The organism is Acidovorax cavernicola (assembly GCF_003581445.1).
On the sequence record NZ_QXMN01000024.1, the window covers coordinates 48,693 to 70,676 of the forward strand.

Genomic DNA, 21,984 nt, shown 5'->3' on the forward strand with positions numbered 1-21,984 from the left:
CGATACAGCTAGATCGCGCAGCCGTCGGGCCCGCACGCTTGCGGCTCTGCCGCCGCAGCAGCAGCAGACGGCTGCGCCGGCGCGACGAAGGTGGCGAGCTGCGCCTTCCATTCATCCGCACGCCCCAGCCACGGCCCGATGTCGATGCGCCCCGCGTTGCCGTCGGCCTGCGCCAGCACAAAGGTCGGGAAGCCCTGGCCGCCTGCGCGCTGCAGCAGGTCGCGGCTGGCGGCGATGTGCTGCGCGGTGGCGTCGCCCGTGTGCTGCTGGAACGCCGTGGCGAAGGCGTCGGCATCGAAACCGAGTTCGACCGCCAGTGCCTGCAGAACCTGCGCATCGGCGATGCGCCGGCCTTCGACGTAGTGCGCGCGCTGCACGCGGTGCGCCATGTCGAGGCCGCCGCCCTCGCGCAGCGATTCGGCTGCGAGGATGGCGGTGATCGGCGGGGCGGAATCCATCACCGCGCCGGTGTCGCGCAGCAGGCCTTCGAAGTAGGCCTCGCCGAAGGGCTGGCCCGTGAGTTCGGCGATGCGGCGGTCGTGCGGGATCACGTAGTCGCGCCACTGCGGCGTGATGGGGCGGCGGTTGGCGCCGGTCATCATGCCGCCGCCGTGGAACGCGACCTTCAGGCCCGGCACCTCGCGCGCGGCGTCGACCAGCGGCGCGGCGGCGTAGCACCAGCCGCACAGCGGATCGAAGATGTAGTGCAGCGTGGCGCTGCCGGCGTTGCTGGTTACTGCGGCCACTTCATTTCTCCCTTGATGACCTTGGCGCCGAGTTCGAGCGACGAGGCGTCTTCGAGCTTCGGGTAGCGCTGCTTCATGGCGGCGATCAGCGCGGCCGAGTCCTTGGCCTTGGTGGCTTCGGTCTCGAAGGCCTTGAGGTAGTCGCGCGTGAACTTCACCGAGGCCACCGTGTAGGGCGCCGAGCCGTCGGCGTTGGGCAGGTAGTGGCCCGGCACCACGGTCTTGGGGTGCAGCGCGGCGATGCGGTCGAGCGTCTTCACCCAGTCGCGGCGCGACTGCACGGTCTGCGTGTCGGCCACCCAGACGTGGATGTTGGCCGACACCGGGATGCCGCCGACCACCGCCTTCAGCGAGGGAATCCACGCGAAGCTGCGCGCGGGCGTGGGGCCGTCGAGGCCGACGACCTGGATCTTGCGGCCTTCGAGCGTGAGACTGTTGCCGGCCAGCGGCTCAGGCACGACCAGCGCCTGGGGCGCGTTGTCCTTGAGGATCGGGCCCCAGTGCGCGAGCTTGCCGTCCTTCGAGGCCTGGATGGCGGCGACGGTCTGCGGCGTGGCGACGATCTTCGCGTCGGGGAACGCGGCGCGGATCACGTCGAGGCCGAAGTAGTAGTCGGGGTCGCTGTGGCTGATGTAGACCGTGGTCAGCTTCTTGCCGCTGTCCTTGATCTTCTGCACCAACGCTTGGGCGTCGTTGCGCTGGAACTGGGCGTCGACCAGCACGGCGTCGGTGGCGCCGACGACCAGCACCGACGACACGGGGAACATCGACTTCGTGCCGGGGTTGTAGACGTCGATCTTCAGGGGCTCGGCGGCATGGGCTGCGAGGGGCGCGAGGGCGAAGGCGGCGGACAGGGCGGCGGCGGCAACGAGGGTTCTGCGGAACATGGCGGTGTCTTTCGGTCGGTTGGATGGAGGGTGACAGCGTGAACAGACCGAATGGTAGGTTGCATGAAACGAAACAAAAACCACCCTAAAGAGAATGAATAGTTTCTGTTATCGGACGAATCAGGTGTCTTCCGGCCGGTCCGTGGCGCACCGCTCGAGGTGCGCGACCAGCAGCTGCGCCGAGGGCGACAGCGCCGCCTCGCCCCGGAAGCAGATCGCGAAGCGCCGCCGCGCCCAGCCGTCCGTGAGCGGCATCAGGCGCAGCCCGAAGGCTTCGGTGAAAGGGCGGGCGACTTCCGCCGGCACCACACTGATGGCCAGCCCGGCGCGCACCACGCGCAGCGCCGCGTCGAAGTTGGATACGAGCACGCGGTACACGAGCGGCTTGCCGGCCACGGCGGCCTCGCGCGCCAGCATCAGCTGCACGGCGCTCAGCGCGGGCATGCCGACGAACTCGTGGTCGAGCACCTGCTCGAAGCGCACCGCGTCGTGGCGGGCCACGGGGTGCGTCGGGTGCGCGACGATCGCGAGGTGGTCGGAGCGGTAGTCGCGCCGTTCCAGCCCGTCGAGGTCGGCCGCGTCCCAGCACAGGCCGATGGACGCCACGCCCTCGCGGATGCCGCGCACGATCTCGGGGCTCACGCGCTCTTCCATGTCGACGCGGATGTTGCGATGCGCCGGGTCTTGCAGGAAGCCGGCCACGTCCTCGGCCAGCGACTCGGCCATGACGGAGGCCGAGGCCAGGATGCGCACATGCCCGCGCGCGCCGCCCGCATACGCGGCCATGTCGCGCTCGATGCGGGTGGCGCTGCCGAGCATGGCGCGCGCATGCTCGAGCAGCGTTTCGCCGGCCGGCGTGGGCACCACGCCGCGGCGCTTGCGCAGCAGGAGCGGTGTGCCGACCGTGTCTTCGAGCTGGGCCAGGCGCTTGCTGATCGCCGAGCCGACGATGTTCGCCTGCTCGCCCGCGCGCGCGATGCTGCGGCTCTCGCAGACGGCAACGAACAGGCGCAGGGTGGTCAGGTCGAGGTCTCGCATGGCATTCCTTGGTGTTCCATTTTGGAATCTGATGGCTTCCAAAATATACCTTCAGGACTGAATTGGAACTTCTACGATCAGGCCATTCATTCCTCACGACGGAGACATCTTCTTGATTCACGCCTTCCTGCCGCCGCGCGCGGTCGTCCGCGAAGTGGGCCTGCGCGACGGACTGCAAAGCATCGCCCGCGTGCTGCCCACCGAGCGCAAGCTCGAATGGATCCGCGATGCACACGCGGCCGGCCAGCGCGAGATCGAGGTGGGCTCCTTCGTGCCCGCGCACCTGCTGCCGCAGCTGGCCGATACCGCCGAACTGCTGGCCTTCGCGAAGACGCTGCCGGGCCTGTTCGCCTCGGTGCTGGTGCCCAACCTCAAGGGCGCCGAGCGAGCCATCGCGGGCGAGGCCGACCTGATGGTCGTGCCGCTCTCGGCCAGCCACGCGCACAGCCTCGCCAACCTGCGCAAGACGCCCGACGAAGTGGTGGCCGAGGTCGGCCGCATGCGTGCGGCGCGTGATGCGGCGGGCAGCAAGACACTGATCGACGGCGGTGTCGGCACTGCGTTCGGCTGCACGCTGCAAGGCCACGTCGCGCCCGACGAGGTGCTGCGGCTGATGCAGGCGCTGCTCGATGCCGGCGCCGACCGCGTGAGCCTGGCCGACACGGTGGGCTATGCCGATCCGGCCATGGTGCGCAGCCTCTTCGAGCGCGCGCTGCGCATCGCGGGCGATCGCCTGTGGTGCGGCCATTTCCACGACACGCGCGGGCTGGGGCTCGCCAATGTCTACGCCGCGCTGGAGGTCGGCGTCACGCGCTTCGACGCCTGCCTGGCCGGCATCGGCGGCTGCCCGCATGCGCCGGGCGCGAGCGGCAATGTCGACACCGAAGACCTGGTCTTCATGCTCGAGAGCATGGGCGTGGCCACGGGTGTCGATCTGCCGAAGCTGCTCGATCTGCGCCGGCGTGTGGCCGGCTGGCTCGACGGCGAGACCTTGCAGGGCACGGTGTGGCGCGCGGGCTTTCCGAAGACCTTCGCACCTGCGGAAGGTGTCACCGTATGAGCATCGAAGCAAAGCGCCTGCCGCTCGCCGGCATCCGCGTGGTCGAGTTCACGCACATGGTCATGGGGCCGACCTGCGGCATGGTGCTGGCCGACCTGGGCGCCGAAGTCATCAAGGTCGAGCCCATCGACGGCGACCGCACGCGGCACCTGCTGGGCGCGGGTGCGGGCTTCTTCCCGATGTTCAACCGCAACAAGAAGAGCATCGCGCTCGACCTGCGCCATCCGCAAGGGCTCGAAGCCGCGCTGCGCCTGTGTGCCACGGCCGACGTGGTGGCGCAGAACTTCCGCCCCGGCACCATGGACAAGTACGGCCTGGGCTACGCCGCGCTGGGCAAGCTCAACCCGCGCCTCGTGTACGTGAATCACACGGGCTTTCTGCCCGGTCCTTACGAGCACCGCACCGCACTCGACGAGGTGGTGCAGATGATGGGCGGCCTGGCCTACATGACCGGGCGTCCCGGCGACCCGCTGCGCGCGGGCAGCAGCGTGAACGACATCATGGGCGGCATGTTCGGTGCCATCGGCGCGATCGCCGCGCTGATGCAGCGCGCCGAAACCGGCCAGGGGCAGGAGGTGCAGTCGGCGCTGTTCGAGAACAACGTGTTCCTGGTCGGCCAGCACATGCTGCAATACGCGATCACGGGACAGGCGGCGGCGCCGATGCCCGAGCGCATCTCGGCCTGGGCGCTGTACGACGTGTTCACCGTGAAGGACGGCGAGCAGATATTCCTGGCCGCGGTGAGCGACGCGCAATGGAAGACCTTCTGCGACGCGCTGGGCTTCGACGACCTGAAGGCCGACGCCACGCTGCAGACCAACAACGACCGCGTGCGCTTGCGTCCCTCGTTGCTGGCCGAGCTGCGCGCCCGCCTGGCCGATCGCTCAGCGGCCGAGCTGTCGGCGATCTTCGAGGCGAAGGGCCTGCCGTTCGCACCGATCACGCGGCCCGAAGACCTGTATGCCGATCCGCACCTGAAGGCCACCGGTGGCCTCGCAGACATCCGCCTGCCCGACGGTGAACGTGCCGGAGAGACGGCGCAAACGACGCTGTTCCCGATCACGCTCGGCGGCGAGCGACTGGGCGTGCGCCTGCATCCACCGACGCTGGGCGAGCACACGCGCGCGCTGCTGGCCGAACTGGGCTACGCGCACGAACAGGTCGAGGCGCTGCACGCCGACGCGGCGGTGGCCTGAGACGTTGCACACGAATCCACAAAGACAAAGAGAGACAAGACCCATGAGCCCGATTTCTTTTTCCTCCATCAACCGCCGTGCACTGCTCGGTCTGGGCGCGTCGGCTGTCGTGCTGTCGACCATCCGCCCGGTGTTCGCGCAGGGCGGCGACAAGCCCGTGCGCTTCATCCTGCCGATCAGCGCGGGCTCGGGCGTGGACGCCATCGCGCGCGCCGCCTCGGTCGCGCTCGGCAAGGCGCTGGGCCAGCCGGTGGTGATCGAGAACCTGCCGGGCGCTGGCGGCATCACCGGCACCTCGGCCGTGATCAAGGCACCCCCCGACGGGTTCACGCTCGGCATGGTGTCGAACAACCATGTGATCAACCCGAGCGTGTTCAAGAAGATGCCGTTCGATGCGATCAATGACATCACGCCCATCAGCGTGGTGGGCGCCACGCCGCTGGTGCTGGCCGTGAATCCGAAGCTGCCGGCGAAGAACGTGAAAGAGCTGGTGGCGCTGCTGCGCGCCAGGCCCGAGGGCTACAACTACGCCTCTTCAGGCAACGGCACGATCATCCACCTGGCCGGTGAGATGTTCATGGACGAGGCCGGCGTGAAGGCGCGGCACATTCCGTACAAGGGCACGGGTCCGATGGTGACCGACATGATCGCGGGGCAGGTCGAGATGGGCGTGGTCGCGCTGCCGGCGGTGCAGCCGCACCTCAAGAGCGGCGCGCTGCGCGCCATCGGCCTGTGCGGCCCGACGCGCTCGCCGGCCGCGCCCGACCTGCCCACCATCGCGGAGCAGGGGCTGCCGAACTACGCGGTCGAAGGCTGGTTCGCGGTGATCGGCCCGCCGAAGATGCAGCCGTCCGACGTGAAGCGCGTGCACGAGGCCATCATGGCCGCCTTCGCCGCGCCCGAGGTGCGCGAGGCGATGGACAAGCAGGGCAACATCGTCAAACCCACGACGCCCGAACAGGCCGCGAGCTATTTCCGCAGCGAGGCCGCGCGCTATGCGGCACTGGTGAAGAAGGCGAACGTGGTGCTGGAGTAAAAAAGGTCTTGCGAAGGTCTTGCTCCTTCCCCTTCCGGGGGAAGGCTGGGATGGGGGCAAGCGGCCTTCGACGAGGCGCTGCGTGGTCATGGAGGCCGTCGTGCCCCCACCCCGACCCTCCCCCGGAAGGGGAGGGAGAAGCACAGGCGAGGCCTAGGCCGGGCCCACCGCGCGGTACAGCGCCCGCACGAAATCCGACTGCGTGATCATTCCCGTCAGCCGCTTCTCTTCATCGATGATCGGAATGTGGTGATGGCCGCCTTCGGAGAACAGCGGCACCAGGTCGACCACGGGCCGCTCGGCGCTGGCCACGCGCACCTGGCGCGTCATGATCTGGCCGACCACCTCGGGCTTGTTCGACATCACCGTGCGCGTGGCACGGATCAGGTCGCGCAACCGGCCGGCAATGCCTTCGTGGTGCTGCAGGTCGAGCTGGCGGAAGAAGTCGGCCTGCGTGACGATGCCGACCACGCGGCGCGTGCGGTCGGTCACCGGCAGTGCCTTGATGCGGTGCGCGTGCATCAGCGTCCAGGCTTCCTGCAGCGGCGTGCCGAACTCCACCGAGATCGGCGTGCGCGACATGATGTCGGCGCAATGCAGCGTGCCCAGGCGGCGCTTGTACGACTCGAGTTCGGTCTGCTGGATCAGCGACTCGAGGTCGTCGCGGCTGATGTCGAGCACCTGGTTGTAGCGGGCCAGCACGGCGTCGATGTCGCTCTGGCTGAAGCGTGCATCGGGCGACGGCGGGCGCACCACCTGCACGTGCGGATAGCGCCGCCCCGTGAGCGTGTTGTAGGCCACGCCGGCCAGCACCAGCAGCAGCGAATTGGTGAAGAACGGAAAGAGCGCCGACGAGAACTGCGTGGTGTGCGTGAGCACTGCCAGCAGCGCCGCGGCGCCGCCCGGCGGGTGCAGGCAGCGCGCGAAGAACATCAGGCCGATGGCGCCGCCCACGGCCACGGCAGCGGCCAGGGCGGGGTCGGGAATCCAAGTCGCGCTGGCGATGCCGACCAGGGCCGACAGCGTGTTGCCGCCGATCACCGGCCACGGCTGCGCCAGCGGGCTCGCGGGCACCGCGAACACCAGCACGGCGCTGGCCCCCAGCGGCGCGATCAGCCAGACGGCGCTGGCCAGCGGACCGGCCAGCCAGCGGCACAGCACGGCCGTGACGAACAGCCCGAGGGCGGCGCCACACACGGCGCGCAGCCGTTCACGCGCGTTGACGTTGGAAGGGCCCGGCAGCCAGGCGCGCAGGTAGGTCCACACTGCGTTGGGTCGCGTCGTCTCCACGCTGCGCTCCTCAGGCTTCTTCGTGGGCGACGCGGCGTCCGATGTCCGGCCAGCGGTGGTGCAGCCAGACCCAGGCGACCAGCCCGATCGTGAGCATCAGCGCCGAGGTCAGCGCCAGTGCCAGCGTGGAGTGCATCACCAGTGGTGCGACCGCACCGGCCACGACGCCGTTGGCGGTGGAGCCGATCACGGCCTGCAGCGACGAAGCCATGCCGCGGCGCTCGGGGTGCAGGTCGAGCACCAGCAGCGTCACCACCGGCACCATCAGCGCCCAGCCGAAGGCGAACACCGCCAGCGGCCACACGGCCCAGGCCACGTGCGCCTGGAAGAAGATGTTGGCCACCACGTTGACCACCGAGGTGACCATCATGATGAGGAAGCCGTCGCGGATCTGCCGCTTGGGCGCGACCTTGCCGGCCATGCGGCCGCTGGCGCGCGCGCCGAGCATGATGCCGCCGATGGTCAGCAGGAAGAACCAGAAGAACTGCTGCGGCTGCAGCGCGAGGTGGTCGCCCAGGAACGCGGGCGCGGCCAGCACGTAGAGGAACATGCCGTTGAAGGGCACGCCGCTGGCGAAGGCCAGCAGCAAGAAGCGCGGGTCGGAGCACAGGTCGCGGTAGCCGCGCATCAGGTGGCGCACCTGGAAGGGCTGGCGGTGGTCCTTGTGCAGCGTTTCGGGCAGCAGCTTGTAGTTGGCGACGAACAGCGCCACGCCCACGGCCACCAGGAACCAGAAGATCGAGTGCCAGCCTGCGTGCACGAAAAGGAAACCGCCCACGATGGGCGCGATGGCGGGCGCCACGCCGAAATAGATCGTCACCTGGCTCATCACCCGCTGCGCCTCGGCCGGCGGGAACATGTCGCGGATGACGGCGCGCGACACCACGATGCCCGCGCCGGTCGACAACCCCTGCAGCCCGCGGAACAGCACCAGCTGCGTGATGGTCTGCGACAGCGCGCAGCCCAGCGAGGCCAGCGTGAACACCGCCAGTCCCCACAGCACCACGGGCCGGCGGCCGAAGCTGTCCGACAGCGCACCGTGGAACAGGTTCATGAACGCAAAGCCGAACAGGTAGGCCGACAGCGTCTGCTGCATCTCGGCCGGCGTCGCGCCGATCGATTTCGCGATGCCCGAGAAGGCCGGGATGTAGGTGTCGATGGAGAAGGGCCCGAGCATGCCCAGCACGGCGAGCAGCACGGCAAGCGCCCAGCGCGGGGCCTGCCAGAGTTTGTCTGCATCGGGATTCATGGAAAGGCGGCTCCGTCGTATTTGTTGTTTGGGGGCGGTGGGAAAACGAGAACGCCCGCCGCCCGTATGAGGGGCAAGGCGGGCGCTTTGGCTTCAGCGAACCTGGATTACAGGGTGTCGATGAAGCTGCGCAGCTTGTCGGAGCGCGACGGGTGCTTCAGCTTGCGCAGCGCCTTGGCTTCGATCTGGCGGATGCGCTCGCGGGTCACGTCGAACTGCTTGCCGACTTCTTCCAGCGTGTGGTCCGTGCTCATCTCGATGCCGAAGCGCATGCGCAGCACCTTGGCTTCGCGCGGCGTGAGCGAGTCGAGGATGTCCTTGACCACGTCGCGCAGGCCGGCCTGCATCGCGGCCTCGATGGGGGCCGTGTTGCTGCTGTCCTCGATGAAGTCGCCCAGGTGCGAATCGTCGTCGTCGCCGATGGGGGTTTCCATCGAGATCGGCTCCTTCGCGATCTTCATGATCTTGCGGATCTTGTCTTCCGGGATCTCCATCTTGGCGGCCAGGATGCCGGCGTCGGGCTCGAAGCCGAACTCCTGCAAGTGCTGGCGCGAGATGCGGTTCATCTTGTTGATCGTCTCGATCATGTGCACCGGGATGCGGATGGTGCGCGCCTGGTCGGCGATCGAGCGGGTGATGGCCTGGCGGATCCACCACGTGGCATACGTCGAGAACTTGTAGCCGCGACGGTATTCGAACTTGTCGACCGCCTTCATCAGGCCGATGTTGCCTTCCTGGATCAAGTCGAGGAACTGCAGGCCGCGGTTGGTGTACTTCTTGGCGATGGAGATCACGAGGCGCAGGTTGGCCTCGATCATTTCCTTCTTGGCATCGCGCGAGGACGATTCGCCCTCGTTCATGCGCTTGTTGATGTCCTTGAGCTCGGTCAGCGGCACCACCACGCGCGACTGGATGTCGGCGAGCTTCTGCTGCAGTTCCTGCACCGGCGGAATGTTGCGCGCGAGCACGGCGCTGTACGACTTGCCGGCCGCGGCCTGCTTCTCGACCCACTTGAGGTTGAGCAGGTTCGAGGCGATGCGGTTGCCGTTCTTGTCGAAGCCGCTGAAGTCGCGGATGAACTCTTCCTGCGGGAAGCCGCACTTGTCCACGATGATGCGGCGCAGTTCGCGTTCCTTCTTGCGCACGTCGTCCACCTGCGTGCGCACCAGGTCGCACAGCTTCTCGATGGTCTTGGCCGTGAAGCGGATGGTCATCAGCTCGTCGGACACGGCCTGCTGGGCCTTGGCGTACGCCGGCGTGCCGTAGCCTTCCTTCTCGTAGATCTTGTGGATCTTCTCGAACATCTCGGCGATGCGGTCGAAGCGCGAGAGGGCCTCGTTCTTGAGTTCTTCGAGCTTCTTGGTCAGGGCCTTGGAGCCGCCCTTGCCGTCGTCGTCGTCTTCCTCGTCGAATTCGTCGAAGTCTTCTTCGGCCACGTAGTCGTCGGCCTCGTTGGGGTTCGAGAAGCCGTCGACGATGGTCGAGATGACGACCTTGCCTTCACGGATCGTCGCGGCCATTTCCAGAATGGCGGCGATGGTGGCGGGGGAGGCCGAAATGGCTTCCATCATGGCCATCAGGCCGCCTTCGATGCGCTTGGCGATTTCGATTTCGCCTTCGCGCGTCAGCAGCTCGACCGTGCCCATTTCGCGCATGTACATGCGGACCGGGTCGGTGGTGCGGCCGAATTCGCTGTCCACTGTGGAGAGCGCGGCTTCGGCTTCTTCCTCGGCTTCTTCCACCGTGGTGGCGGTGGGCGCGGTGTTGTTCAGCAGCAGGGTTTCGGCGTCGGGCGTCTGCTCGTACACCGCCACGCCCATGTCGTTGAGCATGGTGACCACGACTTCCATGGTCTCGGCGTCGACCAGCTTGTCGGGCAGGTGGTCGGAGATTTCGCCGTGCGTCAGGTAGCCGCGGGTCTTGCCCAGCGTGATCAGGGTCTTCAGGCGCGAGCGGCGCTTGGCCAGGTCTTCTTCGGAGAGCACGGTCTCGTCGAGGCCGAACTCCTTCATCAAGGCGCGTTCCTTCGCCTTGCTGATCTTCATGCGCAGCGGCTTGACCTTCTCTTCGGTCGCGGCCGCCGCGGGCTCGTCACCGGCCAGGTCTTCCTCGATGTCCGACAGGTCGATGTCGCTCTCGCCGGCTTCCTTGGCGGCCTTGGGCTTGCGCCCGCGCTTGGCGCCGGTGGCGGGCGCAGCTGCAGCGCTGGCGGCCTTGGGCGGACGGCCGACTTTCTTGGCAGCGGGGGCAGCCGTGGCAGTGGCCGCGGCTTTTTTGGGATCGTCGAGAGAGGTCGATTTCGTGGGCACGGTTTTCACTTTCGTTGCGGCTGCCGTTTTGGACGCGGCGGCAGCCGTCTTGGTTGCCGGTTTGGCACCGGCTTTCAGCGGTTTTTCTGCTGCGGGCTTGGTGGCGACGCTTTTGACGTTTTTGGCAAGTGAAGGAGCAGGCTTCTTTGAACTGGGCATACGACCTCGTTACGACAAGAAAAGACAAGCGGGATCACAGGCGCGCCGTCACGCGGACAGCACCACCATGCCCGTGCACAGGCACGGACAAAACAATTGGGAAACGAGGAATTAATTCCTCACCAGGCAAGATGTCGGGCGAACATTTGGTGTGCAGTCCTTGCGGTTATTGACCCTTTCCGCCGGAATTTACCGTTGGAGTGCGTTGCGCTAGGGGTCGGCCCGGAGGTGCTGCTGTCGCTCTTGCCTAATTTCGCCAGTTGCGAAGCCCTACATTATAGCCTGTTGCGCAAATTTCAAGCAGTATCTGTCCCCGATGCGCGAATGCGGTCGCGCAATTCGAGGCGGCGCGCTTCCAGCGCCTTGTAGCGTTCCAGGGCTTTCGGGTCTTTTCCGACGGCGGCAATGGCTTCGCTCTGCTGGGCTTTCAGGCGGTCGTCGAGCATGAAATCGAGCACGCTCGCCAATTCCTTGGCGGCCTCGGCCAGGTGCTGTTCTTCCTCGCCTTCAGGCACCGGTCCGGCCTCGGAAACGCTCATGAGGCGCTCCGCCAGCGGCGCGAAATCGAGCCCGCGCAGGCCTTCGCGCAGCGCCGCCCAGGGCTGCACGCCGTGCTCGTGCAACTGGCTGTCGAGCCAGGTGAAGAGGGCGCCGTGCTCGCCCGGCAGGTCGCACAGCATCACATGCAACTCGTGCGACAGCGCTTCCCACTGCGCCATGTTCGACAGCACCAGCCGCACCGCCACGTCGGGCCGGCTCGGCGGCTTGCCGCGTCCGCGCAACGGCTCGATGGGTTCCTCGAACTTGCCGCCCCAGCGCTTGCCCTTGGTGAACTTGCGGGGCTGGAACTTGGGCTTGCTCTCGTTTTCGTAGCGCGGAGGCTCATAGTCCTGCGTCGGCGGCATGTCCGGGTAGTAGTCACCCGGGTCGTTGCCGTAGCTGTCGGGTTCGCTGTGGCGCTGCGATGACTGGGGCTGCTGCTGGGCGACGCCGCTCCTGCGCGGGCCGGGCGCGGCGGTGGACCACAGGTCCGACAGCGCCGCGGCGTCGAGCTGCACCAGCGTGGCGATCTCGCTGAGCAACTGCCGCTTGAGCGCACCGTCGGGCATCGCGCTCCAGAGCGGGCGCACGTTGCTCGTCATGTGGGCGCGGCCCTCGGCGGAGCTCAGGTCGCAGCCTTCGCGGGCGGCCTCGAGCATGAAGCGCGACAGCGGCGTGGCCTCGGCCACGAAGCCCGCGAAAGCCTCGGCGCCGTGTGCGCGGATGTAGCTGTCGGGGTCGTGCTCCGCTGGCAGGAACAGGAACTTGATGCTGCGCGTGTCGGTGGCGTAGGGCAGGGCGCCGTCGAGCGCCTTGCGGGCGGCGCGGCGTCCGGCGGCGTCGCCGTCGAAGCTGAACACCACCGATTCGGTGAAGCGGAACAGCTTCTGCACGTGCTCGGTGGTGCAGGCCGTGCCGAGCGTGGCCACCGCGTTCGGAAAGCCGAGCTGGGCCAGCGCCACCACGTCCATGTAGCCCTCGGTGACGAGCGCGTAGCCGCGGTCGCGAAAGGCGGCGCGTGCCTCGTACAGGCCGTAGAGCTCGCGGCCCTTGCTGAACACGGGCGTCTCGGGCGAATTCAGGTACTTGGGTTTTTCGTCGCCGAGCACGCGCCCGCCGAAACCGATGCATTCGCCCTTGACGTTGCGGATGGGGAACATCACGCGGTCGCGGAAGCGGTCGTAGCGCTTGGCTTCCTCGTCGCTGAGCTTGCCTTCCTCGTTGTTGACGATCACCAGTCCGCTCTCGGCGAGCAGCGGATCGTCGTAATCGGGAAACACGCTGGCCAGCGCGCGCCAGCCGGCGGGCGCGTAGCCGATGCCGAACTGCCTGGCGACCTCGCCCGAGACGCCGCGGCCTTTGAGGTACTCGATGGCGCCGGGCGCCTGGCGCAGTGCCTTGCGGTAGGCGTCGCCGGCTTTTTCGAGCACGTCGGTCAGCGTGGCCTGCTTCTGGCGCTGGCTGGCGGCGCGGGCGCGTTCGGCGGGCGAGACGTCGTCCTCGGGCACCTGCAGGCCGTACTGGCCGGCCAGGTCGTGCACCGCTTCGACGAAGCCCATGCCGGCATGCTCCATGAGGAAGCCGATGGCGTTGCCGTGCACGCCGCAACCGAAGCAGTGATAGAACTGCTTCGTCGGGCTGACCGAGAACGAGGGCGACTTCTCGCCGTGGAAGGGGCACAGCCCCATGAAGTTGGCGCCGGCCTTCTTGAGCTGGACGTAGCGGCCGACGATTTCGACCACATCGGCGCGCGCGATGAGTTCCTGGATGAAAGAAGCGGGGATGGTCATGGCTGCGGGGAGCGGCAAATCATACGCAAGCGCACGGGCGGCATACTGAACCCCGCCGCAAACCCACATCACGCATGAAGACGCCCCTTCCCCTGCAACACGCCGCGCCGCTGCTGCGCCATCCGCTGCGCTTCGTCTGGGGCGCGCTCAAGGACTTCCGCGCCAACCAGGGGCTGCTTCTGGCGGGCGCGGTTGCTTACTACGCGCTGCTGTCCATCGTGCCGCTGCTGATCGTGAGCGTGATGGCGCTGTCGCACGTGATCGATCAGGCCGAGCTGCTGCGCACCATCGGGCGCTACCTGGAGTGGCTGCTGCCGGGGCAGTCGAAATCCGTCGTGGCCGAGCTGTCGAGTTTCATGGACCATCGCGCGGTGCTCGGGCCGGTGCTGCTGGTGACGATGATTTTCTTCAGCTCGCTGGCGTTCAGCGTGCTCGAAAGCGCGATGGCGGTGATCTTTCACCACCGCAAGGCCGACCACAAGCGTCACTTCCTGGTGTCGGTGGCGATGCCGTACCTCTACATCCTGAGCCTGTGCGCGGGGTTGTTGCTGGTCACGCTGGTGTCGGGCGCGCTCCAACTCGTGGGGCAGGAAAGCGTCGACCTGCTGGGACGCAGCTGGTCGCTGTCGGGCGTGTCGGGGTTGCTGCTGTACCTGCTGGGGCTGGGCGGCGAGATCTTCATGCTGACCTCGCTCTACCTCGTGATGCCCGCCGGGCGCATGTCGCTGCGCCACGCACTCCTGGGCGGCATCACCGCCGCGCTGCTGTGGGAGGCCACGCGACGCGTGCTGATCTGGTATTTCTCGACGCTGTCGCAGGTGAACGTGGTCTACGGCTCGCTCACCACGGCGATCGTGGTGCTGCTGAGCCTGGAGATCGCCGCCACGCTGGTGCTGCTCGGGGCCCAGGTGATCGCGAATTACGAGCGCCTGGACCGCACCGGCAGCACGAAGCTGCCGGCGTCCGAGGTCAGCGAGGGGCCAATCGAATCGCTCCGTCCAGACGAATCACCTCGCCGTTGAGCATGTCGTTCTCGATGATGTGCTTGGCCAGCTTGGCGTAGTCGTCGGGCGTGCCCAGGCGCGAAGGGAAGGGCACGCTGGCGGCCAGCGCGTCCTGCACCTCCTGCGGCATGCCGAACAGCATGGGCGTGCCGAAGATGCCGGGGGCGATGGTCATGTTGCGGATGCCGCTGCGCGCGAGGTCGCGGGCGATGGGCAGGGTCATGCCGACCACGCCGCCCTTCGAGGCGCTATAGGCGGCCTGGCCGATTTGGCCGTCGTAGGCCGCGACCGAGGCGGTCGAGATCAGCACGCCGCGCTCGCCGGTGGTTTCGGGCTCGTTCTTGCCCATGGCGTCGGCCGCCAGGCGGATCATGTTGAAGCTGCCGATCAGGTTGACCGTGACGGTCTTGCTGAACACGGCCAGTGCGTGCGGGCCGTTCTTGCCCACGGTCTTCTCGGCCGGAGCGATGCCGGCGCAGTTCACGAGGCCGACCAGCTTGCCCAGCTTGAGCGCGGCGGCCACGGCGGCTTGGCCGTCGGCTTCCTGGCTCACGTCGCACTTGACGAACACGCCACCGATTTCCTTGGCAACGGCTTCACCCTTGTCAGCCTGCATGTCGGCGATCACCACCTTGCCGCCGTTGGCGGCCAGCATGCGCGCCGTGCCTTCGCCGAGGCCCGAAGCGCCACCCGTAACGATAAAAACCTTGCCGTCGATTTGCATGAAAAGTCTCCAGAGATGAGGTCTGCATTATCGAAGACGCCGCCGGGGCCAAAAAAAAGGCCTCGTCGTGAGACGAGGCCCTGAATTGGATCCGTGAGGACCCAAGGAGACAACTGGTGGTGGTCGGTGCTTAGCGCTTGCGCGAAGCGGTGGCCGTCTTGGCAGCGGCGACAGCTTGGGTCGACACGGCGTTGAAGTTGGCTTCGGCGACGTCCGACGCTTGCTTGACGGCCTTCTGGACCGATTCGAAAGCGTTGTTGGCGGCAGCCACGGCGCTCTTCAGCACGGCAACGGCGGTTTCCGAACCGGCGGGGGCGTTCTTCGAAGCGCTGTCGACGAGGCCGACGAAGGCTTGCTGGGCTTCAGCGGCCTTGGCTTCGAAAGCCTTCGAGAATTCGGCGCCGGTACCTTGGGCGATGTCGTACAGGTGACGGCTGTAGGCAGCGGTCTTTTCAGCCAGGGGCTGGAACAGGCTGGCTTGCAGCGTCAGCAGCTCTTGGGCGTCCTTGACGCTCAGGGCCGCCTGGGCGGTGCTCTGGGCTTCGGTCAGGGCGGCCTTGGAAGCGGTCACGTTCAGTTCGACCAGCTTTTCGACGCCTTCGAAGGCCTTGGTGGTCAGGCCGAACAGGGTTTCGAGGTTGGCTTTTTGGGCGGCGAGGATTTGGTCAGCGGTCAGGGCCATTTGAGATCTCCAGAAAGGATGATGGGGTGGTCGATTCACGTTGCGCTGCGCCTCGTCGTCTATGTTGCGGTGCAGCATGGCCTCAAGTATAGGCAGCTGAACGCAGCGAGCAAGCGGTTTTTGTTGCTATGCAGCAATTTAGAAGCGGCCTTCTAAATCCGGCAGATCCGGCATGCACGGGGCATGCGGCCAGAATGCCGCCATGCGTGCTTTCTATTCCGGGCAGTTCGTCCTGCCCCTGCCGCCGGGCCATCGATTTCCCATGTCGCGCTACGCGATGCTGCGCGACCGCCTGCAGGAGCAGCTGTCGGCCGTCGAGATGGACCCGGCGCCGCGCGCCACCGACGACGAGCTCGCGCTGGCCCACACCCCCGAATGGATCGCCGCCGTCAGCGAAGGCCGCGTGAGCCCGCAGGCCATGCGCGAGATCGGTTTTCCCTGGAGCGAGGCGATGGTCGAGCGCTCGCGCCGATCCACCGGCGCCACCATCGCCGCCTGCCGCGCGGCCTTCGCGGGCGGCGTGGCGGCCAACATGGCGGGCGGCACGCACCACGCCTATGCCGACAAGGGCAGCGGCTTTTGCGTCTTCAACGATGCAGCGGTGGCCGCGCGGCTGATGCAGGCCGAGCGGGGCCGGGATCGCGTGACGGGTCGGCCGCTCGAGGTGGCGGTGATCGACCTCGACGTGCACCAGGGCAACGGCACGGCCAGCATCTTCCGCAACGACCCGAGCGTGTTCACGCTCTCGTTGCACGGGCAGAAGAACTTCCCGTTCCGCAAGGAGGTGAGCGATCTGGACGTCGAGCTGCCCGATGGCTGCGGCGACGCCGAGTACCTGAGCGCCCTGGAGCACGCCCTCGACGAACTCGACCGGCGCTTCTGGCCCGGCCTGGTGATCTATCTGGCAGGTGCGGACCCCTTCGAGCGCGACCGGCTCGGCCGCCTCAAGCTGAGTTTCGACGGGCTGGAGGCGCGCGACCGGCGCGTCTTCGACTGGGCGTGGCAGCGTCGTCTGCCGCTGGCCTTCGCGATGGCTGGCGGCTATGCCAGCGACATCGCCGAGACGGTGCAGGTGCAGGTCGGCACCTTCAAGGTCGCCTTCGAATACTGGCGTCGCTGGCAGAATGCCGCGCGATGAACGCCCCTGCCAAACCTACCCCGCACGCGCGCAGCAGCTACCGCGCGTTTCGCAGCATCCCGACGCGCTGGGCCGACAACGACATGTACGGCCACGTCAACAACGTCGTCTACTACAGCTGGTTCGACACTGCGGTGAACGCGCTGCTGATCGAGCGCGGTGCGCTCGACATCCACGGCGGCCAGACGATCGGCTTCGTGGTCGAGACCCAGTGCAACTACTTCGCCCCGGTGGCCTTCCCGCAGACGGTGGAGGTGGGCATCCGCGTGGCGCAGGCCGGGCGTTCGAGCGTGCGCTACGAGATCGCGCTGTTCGCCGAAGGCGCCGACACCGCGGCCGCGCAGGGGCACTTCGTGCACGTCTACGTCGACCGCGCGACGCAGCGGCCGGTGCCGTTGCCCGAGGCGCTGCAGCAGGTGGTCGATTCGCTGCGCGTCTGAGCGCGCCTGAGCGCGCATGAAAAACGGCGCCCGAGAGCGCCGTTCGTGAGCAGGGCCGCGGCCCGGCTTACATGGTCTTCTTCATGGCCTTGATGTCGGCCTTGCCCTGGGCCTCGTCGGCCTTGGCCTGCTTCACGCAGGCGGACTTGGCTTCGCCCTGCTGGTCGTCGCACTTTTCCTTCGCGACTTCATAGGCGGCCTTCACTTTCTCCTCGGCCACCTTGCGGGCGTGGCTGTCGCTGGGCTGGTACTGCTGCTCCAGCTCGGCCTTGGCCACTTCTTCCTTGCCCTTGGCTTCCTTCTGGCAGACGTCCTTGGCGTTGTCCTTCAGCGTGTCGCACTGGGTCTTGGCGACCTTGTAGTCGGCCTCGACCTTTTCCTTGGCGACCTTGTACTCGTCCTTGGTCATTGCCCCGGCCTGGCCGGCGACAAGGAAGGTGGAGGCGAGCGCGAGCATGACGAGGTGCTGTTTTTTCATGGTGTGTCCTTTGCGGTGAATGTCAGGGGAAGCGAAGGGGAGTGGCCGGACGGCTTCTTCCTCGGGACGCCTCAGTACTTTTCGAACCAGAGCGCGTCTGGCGAGCGGCCGTCGCGAGATTCCCAGTCCTTCACCTGTTTCTCGGCCTCGTCGCGGCTGATGCCGTGGCGTTCCTGGATGCGGCCCAGCAGCTGGTCGCGCTTGCCGGCGATGACGTCGAAATCGTCGTCGGTCAGCTTGCCCCATTGCTCCTTGACCTTGCCCTTGAGCTGCTTCCAGTTGCCTTCGATGGTGTCCTTGTTCATGCGAATCTCCTTGAGAAAGAGTGATGACCCGGCGGAACATGCCGCCGCCGTGAAATCAATGTCGCGTGAGTGATTCCCCCTGCCGGTAGGACGTGCAGGCCGGCCCTCGTAGGCAGAGGCCGACGCAGGCCGTGATAATGGAACGGACGCCGAAGCCAGAGACCCGAGACACCGCGCACCGCATCATGATCATTCACAGCCTGCTCGACACCGACCTCTACAAGTTCACGATGATGCAGGTGGTCCTGCACCACTTTCCAGGGGCGCGGGTCGAGTACCGCTTCAAATGCCGCAACCCCGGCGTCAACCTCGCGCAGTTCGCGGGGCAGATCCGCGACGAGATCCGCAGCCTGTGCTCGCTGCAGTTCCGCGACGCCGAGCTGGCCTACCTGCGCTCGATGCGCTTCATCAAGAGCGACTTCGTCGACTTCCTCGGGCTCTTCCGGCTCAACGAGAAGTACATCAACGTCATTCCCCAGCCCTCGGGCGAGCTCGAGATCCGCATCAAGGGGCCGTGGCTGCACACCATCCTGTTCGAGATTCCGGTGCTGGCCATCGTGAACGAGGTCTACTTTCGCAACACCCAGAAGAACCCCGACTTCGAGGAAGGCCGCCGCCGCCTCGACCTCAAGATCAGCCAGCTGCAGGAAGCCGGCCTGGGCGACCTCAAGATCGCCGACTACGGCACGCGCCGCCGCTTCTCGAAGGACTGGCACGAGGAAGTGCTGCGCACCCTGACCCAGCGGCTCGGCGCCGTGGCCTCGCCGCCGGCCAAGTCGCCCGCAGGCGAACGTCTTCCGCAGCTGGCGGGCACCAGCAACGTGCTGTACGCCATGAAGCTCGGGCTCATTCCGCTGGGCACCATGGCGCACGAGTACCTGCAGGCCTGCCAGGCGCTGGGCCCGCGCCTGCGCGACAGCCAGATCTTCGGTTTCGAGAGCTGGGCACGTGAATACCGCGGCGACCTGGGCATCGCGCTGTCCGACGTGTACGGCATGAGCGCCTTCCTGCGCGACTTCGACCTGTACTTCTGCAAGCTCTTCGACGGCGCGCGCCACGACAGCGGCGACCCGTTCCAGTGGGGCGAGCGCATGCTGGCGCATTACCACGCGAACCGGGTCGATCCGCTCACCAAGACGCTGATCTTCAGCGACGGCCTCACGGTGCCGCGCACCATCGAGCTGTACCAGCAGTTCCGCGGCCGCTGCCTGCTGGCCTTCGGCATCGGCACCAACCTCACCAACGACCTGGGCTACGAGCCGCTGCAGATCGTCATCAAGATGATCCAGTGCAACGACCAGCCGGTGGCCAAGCTGTCGGACACGCCGTCCAAGAACATGTGCGAGGACGAGAAATACCTGGCCTACCTGCGCCAGGTGTTCGAGATCGAACAACCCCCCGTGTGAACCCTGTACCGGCACCGTGCGGCGCTTCGTCTGGTACGGTACGGCCCCATGAAAAAATCCCTCCGACTGGCCGCGGCCGCACTGCTGCCGCTGATGTTCCCCGCCCTCGCGTCGGCCGCTGAATTCAACGGCGCCACGCTGTCGCCGCTGTGGGGCGTGCCCTTCGCGGGCATCCTGCTGTCGATCGCGCTCATGCCGTTGCTGGTGCCGTCGTTCTGGCATCACCACTACGGCAAGGTCTCGGCCGCCTGGGCGCTGGCTTTCCTGCTGCCGTTCGCCGTGATCTACGGCGTGCCGCTGGCCGGGGCGCAGATGGTGCATGCGCTGGTCGAGGAGTACATCCCTTTCATCATCCTGCTCACCGCGCTGTTCACGGTGGCCGGAGGCATCCATATCCGGGGCAACCTGCACGGCGCGCCCGGGCTCAACACGGCCATCCTGGCCATCGGAGCCGTGCTTGCCAGCTTCATGGGCACCACGGGCGCCTCGATGCTGCTGATCCGTCCGCTGATCCGCGCCAACGACAACCGGGTGCACCGGGCGCACGTGGTCGTGTTCTTCATCTTCATCGTCTCGAACGCGGGCGGCTCGCTCACGCCGCTGGGTGATCCGCCGCTGTTCCTGGGCTTCCTGAAGGGCGTCGACTTCTTCTGGACCGCGCAGCACATCCTGCCCGACACGCTGTTCATCCTGGCCGTGCTGCTCGGGCTGTTCTACCTGATCGATCGCCACTACTACCGCAAGGAGGGGGTGCTGCCGGTCGACCCGACCCCCGACACCAAGCGCATCGGCTTCGACGGCGCCATCAACTTCGTGCTGCTGGGCGGCGTGGTTGCGCTGGTGCTGCTCAGCGGCTTCTGGAAGTCGCCGGTCACGTTCGACATCTACGGCTCGAAGATGGGCCTGCCGGGGCTGGTGCGTGACGTGGGCCTGATCGCCATCACGCTGCTCTCGCTGAAGATCACCGCCGCCAAGGTGCACGCCGACAACCAGTTCGAGTGGGGGCCGATGGCCGAAGTGGCCAAGCTCTTCGCCGGCATCTTCCTGACCATCATCCCGGTGATCGCCATGCTCAAGGCCGGCACGCAGGGCCCGTTCGGCGCCATCGTGGCCGCGGTGACGCGCGCCGACGGCCAGCCCGACCCGGCCATGTATTTCTGGGCCACCGGCATCCTGAGCTCGTTCCTGGACAACGCCCCGACCTATCTCGTGTTCTTCAACACGGCGGGCGGCGACCCGGTGGCGCTCATGACCACCTATGCCACCACGCTGGCCGCCATCTCGGCCGGCGCCGTGTTCATGGGCGCGAACACCTACATCGGCAACGCGCCGAACCTGATGGTCAAGGCCATCGCCGAAAGCCGCGGCGTGCGCATGCCCAGCTTCTTCGGCTACATGCTGTGGTCGGGTGCGATCCTGATCCCGCTGTTCGTCGCCACGACCTTCCTCTTCTTCCGCTGATCCTTCCCGCCCTTCCAAGAAAGAGACACGTTCCATGAGCAGCAGCAAGCCCAAGATCCTGGTCGCCCGCGCAGTGTTCCCCGAGACCCTCGCGCGTCTCGCGCAGCATTTCGAGGTCGAATCGAACCAGGGCGACGAGACCTGGAGCAAGGATCAACTGATCGCGAAGCTGCAAGGCAAGCAGGGCGCCTTCACCACCGGCAGCGAGCGCATCGACGCCGCCGTGCTCGACGCCTGCCCCGAGCTGAAGATCTGCGCCAACATGGCCGTGGGCTACAACAACTTCGACGTCGACGCGATGGCCGCGCGCGGCGTGCTCGGCACCAACGCGCCCGACGTGCTGACCGAGACCACGGCCGACTTCGGCTTTGCACTGCTCATGGCCACCGCGCGCCGCATCACCGAGAGCGAACACTTCCTGCGCGCGGGCAAATGGGAAAAGTGGAGCTACGACATGTTCGCCGGCTCCGACATCCACGACGCCACGCTCGGCATCATCGGCATGGGCCGCATCGGGCAGGGCATTGCCAGGCGCGGCGCGCACGGCTTCGGCATGAAGGTGATCTATCACAACCGCTCGCGCCTCGATGCGGCGCTCGAAGCCGAATGCAAGGCCAGTTATGTCGGCAAGGAAGAACTGCTGAAGACCGCCGACCATGTCGTGCTGGTCGTGCCGTATTCGGCGGCGTCGCACCATACCATCGGCGCGGCCGAGATCGCGCTCATGAAGCCGACGGCCACGCTGGTCAACATCGCGCGCGGCGGCATCGTCGACGATGCGGCGCTGGCCGTGGCACTGCGCGAGAAGCGCATCGCCGCCGCCGGCCTCGACGTGTTCGAGGGCGAGCCGAAGGTCCATCCCGATCTGCTCACCGTGCCCAACGTGGTGCTCACGCCGCACATCGCGAGCGCCACCGTGCCCACGCGCCGCGCCATGGCCGATCTGGCGGCCGACAACCTCATCGCGTGGGGCAGCGGCAAGGGGCCCTTGACCCCAGTCACGCCGGTGCCGGCCGCCACGAAGTCACAAGAAATCTGACAGCGAG

20 protein-coding genes and 1 pseudogene are annotated in these 21,984 nt (G+C 67.0%); 10 read left to right on the forward strand and 11 right to left on the reverse strand.

Going from position 1 to position 21,984, the window contains the following annotated elements; translation table 11 throughout:
- Positions 1-8: 8 nt before the first annotated feature.
- The 3 genes and pseudogenes from D3H34_RS18850 to D3H34_RS18860 form a co-directional block, all read right to left on the reverse strand.
- On the reverse strand, positions 9-746 hold the full coding sequence (locus D3H34_RS18850) for a DsbA family protein (RefSeq protein ID WP_119555753.1): 738 nt from the start codon (positions 744-746) through the stop codon (positions 9-11).
- Positions 740-1,633: pseudogene (locus tag D3H34_RS18855) on the reverse strand (MBL fold metallo-hydrolase); the annotation flags it as partial. The pseudogene D3H34_RS18855 and the gene D3H34_RS18850, both read right to left, overlap by 7 nt.
- Before the next feature lie 120 nt (positions 1,634-1,753).
- Entirely contained in the window at positions 1,754-2,671 is a 918-nt protein-coding gene (locus D3H34_RS18860) for a LysR family transcriptional regulator (protein ID WP_119555757.1), read from the reverse strand.
- A gap of 112 nt (positions 2,672-2,783) precedes the next feature.
- Between D3H34_RS18860 and D3H34_RS18865 the strand changes: the two genes are divergently transcribed.
- From D3H34_RS18865 to D3H34_RS18875, 3 genes are read left to right on the forward strand one after another with little or no spacing between them, the layout of a single operon-like run.
- Positions 2,784-3,731, forward strand: coding sequence for a hydroxymethylglutaryl-CoA lyase (locus D3H34_RS18865; protein WP_119555759.1), 948 nt, complete (start codon positions 2,784-2,786; stop codon positions 3,729-3,731).
- Positions 3,728-4,927 (forward strand): CaiB/BaiF CoA transferase family protein, encoded by a 1,200-nt coding sequence (locus tag D3H34_RS18870; RefSeq protein ID WP_119555761.1) that lies wholly within the window; start codon positions 3,728-3,730, stop codon positions 4,925-4,927. Before D3H34_RS18865 ends, D3H34_RS18870 begins: the two co-directional genes overlap by 4 nt.
- Before the next feature lie 43 nt (positions 4,928-4,970).
- Positions 4,971-5,963, forward strand: coding sequence for a Bug family tripartite tricarboxylate transporter substrate binding protein (locus D3H34_RS18875; protein WP_119555763.1), 993 nt, complete (start codon positions 4,971-4,973; stop codon positions 5,961-5,963).
- Positions 5,964-6,116: 153 nt separating this feature from the next.
- On the opposite strand, the gene D3H34_RS18880 is transcribed toward D3H34_RS18875, so the two are convergent.
- From D3H34_RS18880 to rpoD, 3 genes are all read right to left on the reverse strand, one after another.
- Positions 6,117-7,253: an HPP family protein gene (locus tag D3H34_RS18880; protein ID WP_205736758.1), complete on the reverse strand. Its 1,137-nt coding sequence runs from the start codon at positions 7,251-7,253 to the stop codon at positions 6,117-6,119.
- A 10-nt stretch (positions 7,254-7,263) separates the two neighbouring features.
- Positions 7,264-8,502 carry a multidrug effflux MFS transporter gene (locus D3H34_RS18885; protein WP_119555767.1) on the reverse strand — a complete coding sequence of 413 codons (1,239 nt, stop codon included), beginning with the start codon at positions 8,500-8,502 and terminating at the stop codon, positions 7,264-7,266.
- Between the two features lie 107 nt (positions 8,503-8,609).
- Positions 8,610-10,811, reverse strand: coding sequence for an RNA polymerase sigma factor RpoD (rpoD, locus tag D3H34_RS18890; RefSeq protein WP_286185910.1), 2,202 nt, complete (start codon positions 10,809-10,811; stop codon positions 8,610-8,612).
- Here rpoD and D3H34_RS34715 point away from each other — a divergent pair.
- Positions 10,804-11,085 (forward strand): hypothetical protein, encoded by a 282-nt coding sequence (locus D3H34_RS34715; protein ID WP_286185911.1) that lies wholly within the window; start codon positions 10,804-10,806, stop codon positions 11,083-11,085. The two genes, rpoD and D3H34_RS34715, sit on opposite strands and share 8 nt — an antisense overlap.
- Before the next feature lie 181 nt (positions 11,086-11,266).
- On the opposite strand, the gene dnaG is transcribed toward D3H34_RS34715, so the two are convergent.
- Entirely contained in the window at positions 11,267-13,300 is a 2,034-nt protein-coding gene (gene dnaG, locus D3H34_RS18895) for a DNA primase (protein WP_119555771.1), read from the reverse strand.
- Between the two features lie 74 nt (positions 13,301-13,374).
- Between dnaG and D3H34_RS18900 the strand changes: the two genes are divergently transcribed.
- Entirely contained in the window at positions 13,375-14,322 is a 948-nt protein-coding gene (locus D3H34_RS18900; RefSeq protein WP_119555773.1) for a YihY/virulence factor BrkB family protein, read from the forward strand.
- On the opposite strand, the gene D3H34_RS18905 is transcribed toward D3H34_RS18900, so the two are convergent.
- Together D3H34_RS18905 and D3H34_RS18910 are read right to left on the reverse strand one after the other, a co-directional pair.
- Positions 14,270-15,028, reverse strand: coding sequence for a 3-hydroxyacyl-CoA dehydrogenase (locus D3H34_RS18905; protein ID WP_119555775.1), 759 nt, complete (start codon positions 15,026-15,028; stop codon positions 14,270-14,272). The two genes, D3H34_RS18900 and D3H34_RS18905, sit on opposite strands and share 53 nt — an antisense overlap.
- Before the next feature lie 130 nt (positions 15,029-15,158).
- A complete protein-coding gene (locus D3H34_RS18910; protein ID WP_119555777.1) occupies positions 15,159-15,710 on the reverse strand; it encodes a phasin family protein in 552 nt (183 codons plus the stop codon).
- 202 nt (positions 15,711-15,912) lie between these two features.
- Here D3H34_RS18910 and D3H34_RS18915 point away from each other — a divergent pair, with 202 nt between their 5' ends.
- Together D3H34_RS18915 and D3H34_RS18920 are read left to right on the forward strand one after the other, a co-directional pair.
- Entirely contained in the window at positions 15,913-16,848 is a 936-nt protein-coding gene (locus tag D3H34_RS18915) for a histone deacetylase family protein (RefSeq protein ID WP_205736759.1), read from the forward strand.
- The gene (locus D3H34_RS18920) at positions 16,845-17,288 is read left to right on the forward strand and encodes an acyl-CoA thioesterase (RefSeq protein WP_119555781.1); all 444 of its coding nucleotides are present in this window, start codon (positions 16,845-16,847) and stop codon (positions 17,286-17,288) included. The genes D3H34_RS18915 and D3H34_RS18920 overlap by 4 nt, the downstream gene beginning before the upstream one ends.
- Before the next feature lie 67 nt (positions 17,289-17,355).
- Here the strand turns inward: D3H34_RS18920 and D3H34_RS18925 are convergent, their stop codons facing one another.
- On the reverse strand, positions 17,356-17,766 hold the full coding sequence (locus tag D3H34_RS18925) for a hypothetical protein (RefSeq protein WP_119555783.1): 411 nt from the start codon (positions 17,764-17,766) through the stop codon (positions 17,356-17,358).
- A gap of 71 nt (positions 17,767-17,837) precedes the next feature.
- Positions 17,838-18,071: a CsbD family protein gene (locus tag D3H34_RS18930; RefSeq protein WP_101492195.1), complete on the reverse strand. Its 234-nt coding sequence runs from the start codon at positions 18,069-18,071 to the stop codon at positions 17,838-17,840.
- A gap of 185 nt (positions 18,072-18,256) precedes the next feature.
- Between D3H34_RS18930 and pncB the strand changes: the two genes are divergently transcribed.
- From pncB to D3H34_RS18945, 3 genes are read left to right on the forward strand one after another with little or no spacing between them, the layout of a single operon-like run.
- Complete coding sequence (gene pncB / locus D3H34_RS18935; protein WP_070059637.1) at positions 18,257-19,477, forward strand: nicotinate phosphoribosyltransferase; 1,221 nt, start codon at positions 18,257-18,259, stop codon at positions 19,475-19,477.
- Between the two features lie 48 nt (positions 19,478-19,525).
- Positions 19,526-20,938, forward strand: a complete 1,413-nt coding sequence (locus D3H34_RS18940) for a sodium:proton antiporter (RefSeq protein WP_119555785.1) — start codon at positions 19,526-19,528, stop codon at positions 20,936-20,938.
- A 34-nt stretch (positions 20,939-20,972) separates the two neighbouring features.
- Complete coding sequence (locus D3H34_RS18945) at positions 20,973-21,977, forward strand: 2-hydroxyacid dehydrogenase (RefSeq protein ID WP_119555787.1); 1,005 nt, start codon at positions 20,973-20,975, stop codon at positions 21,975-21,977.
- Positions 21,978-21,984: the final 7 nt, after the last annotated feature.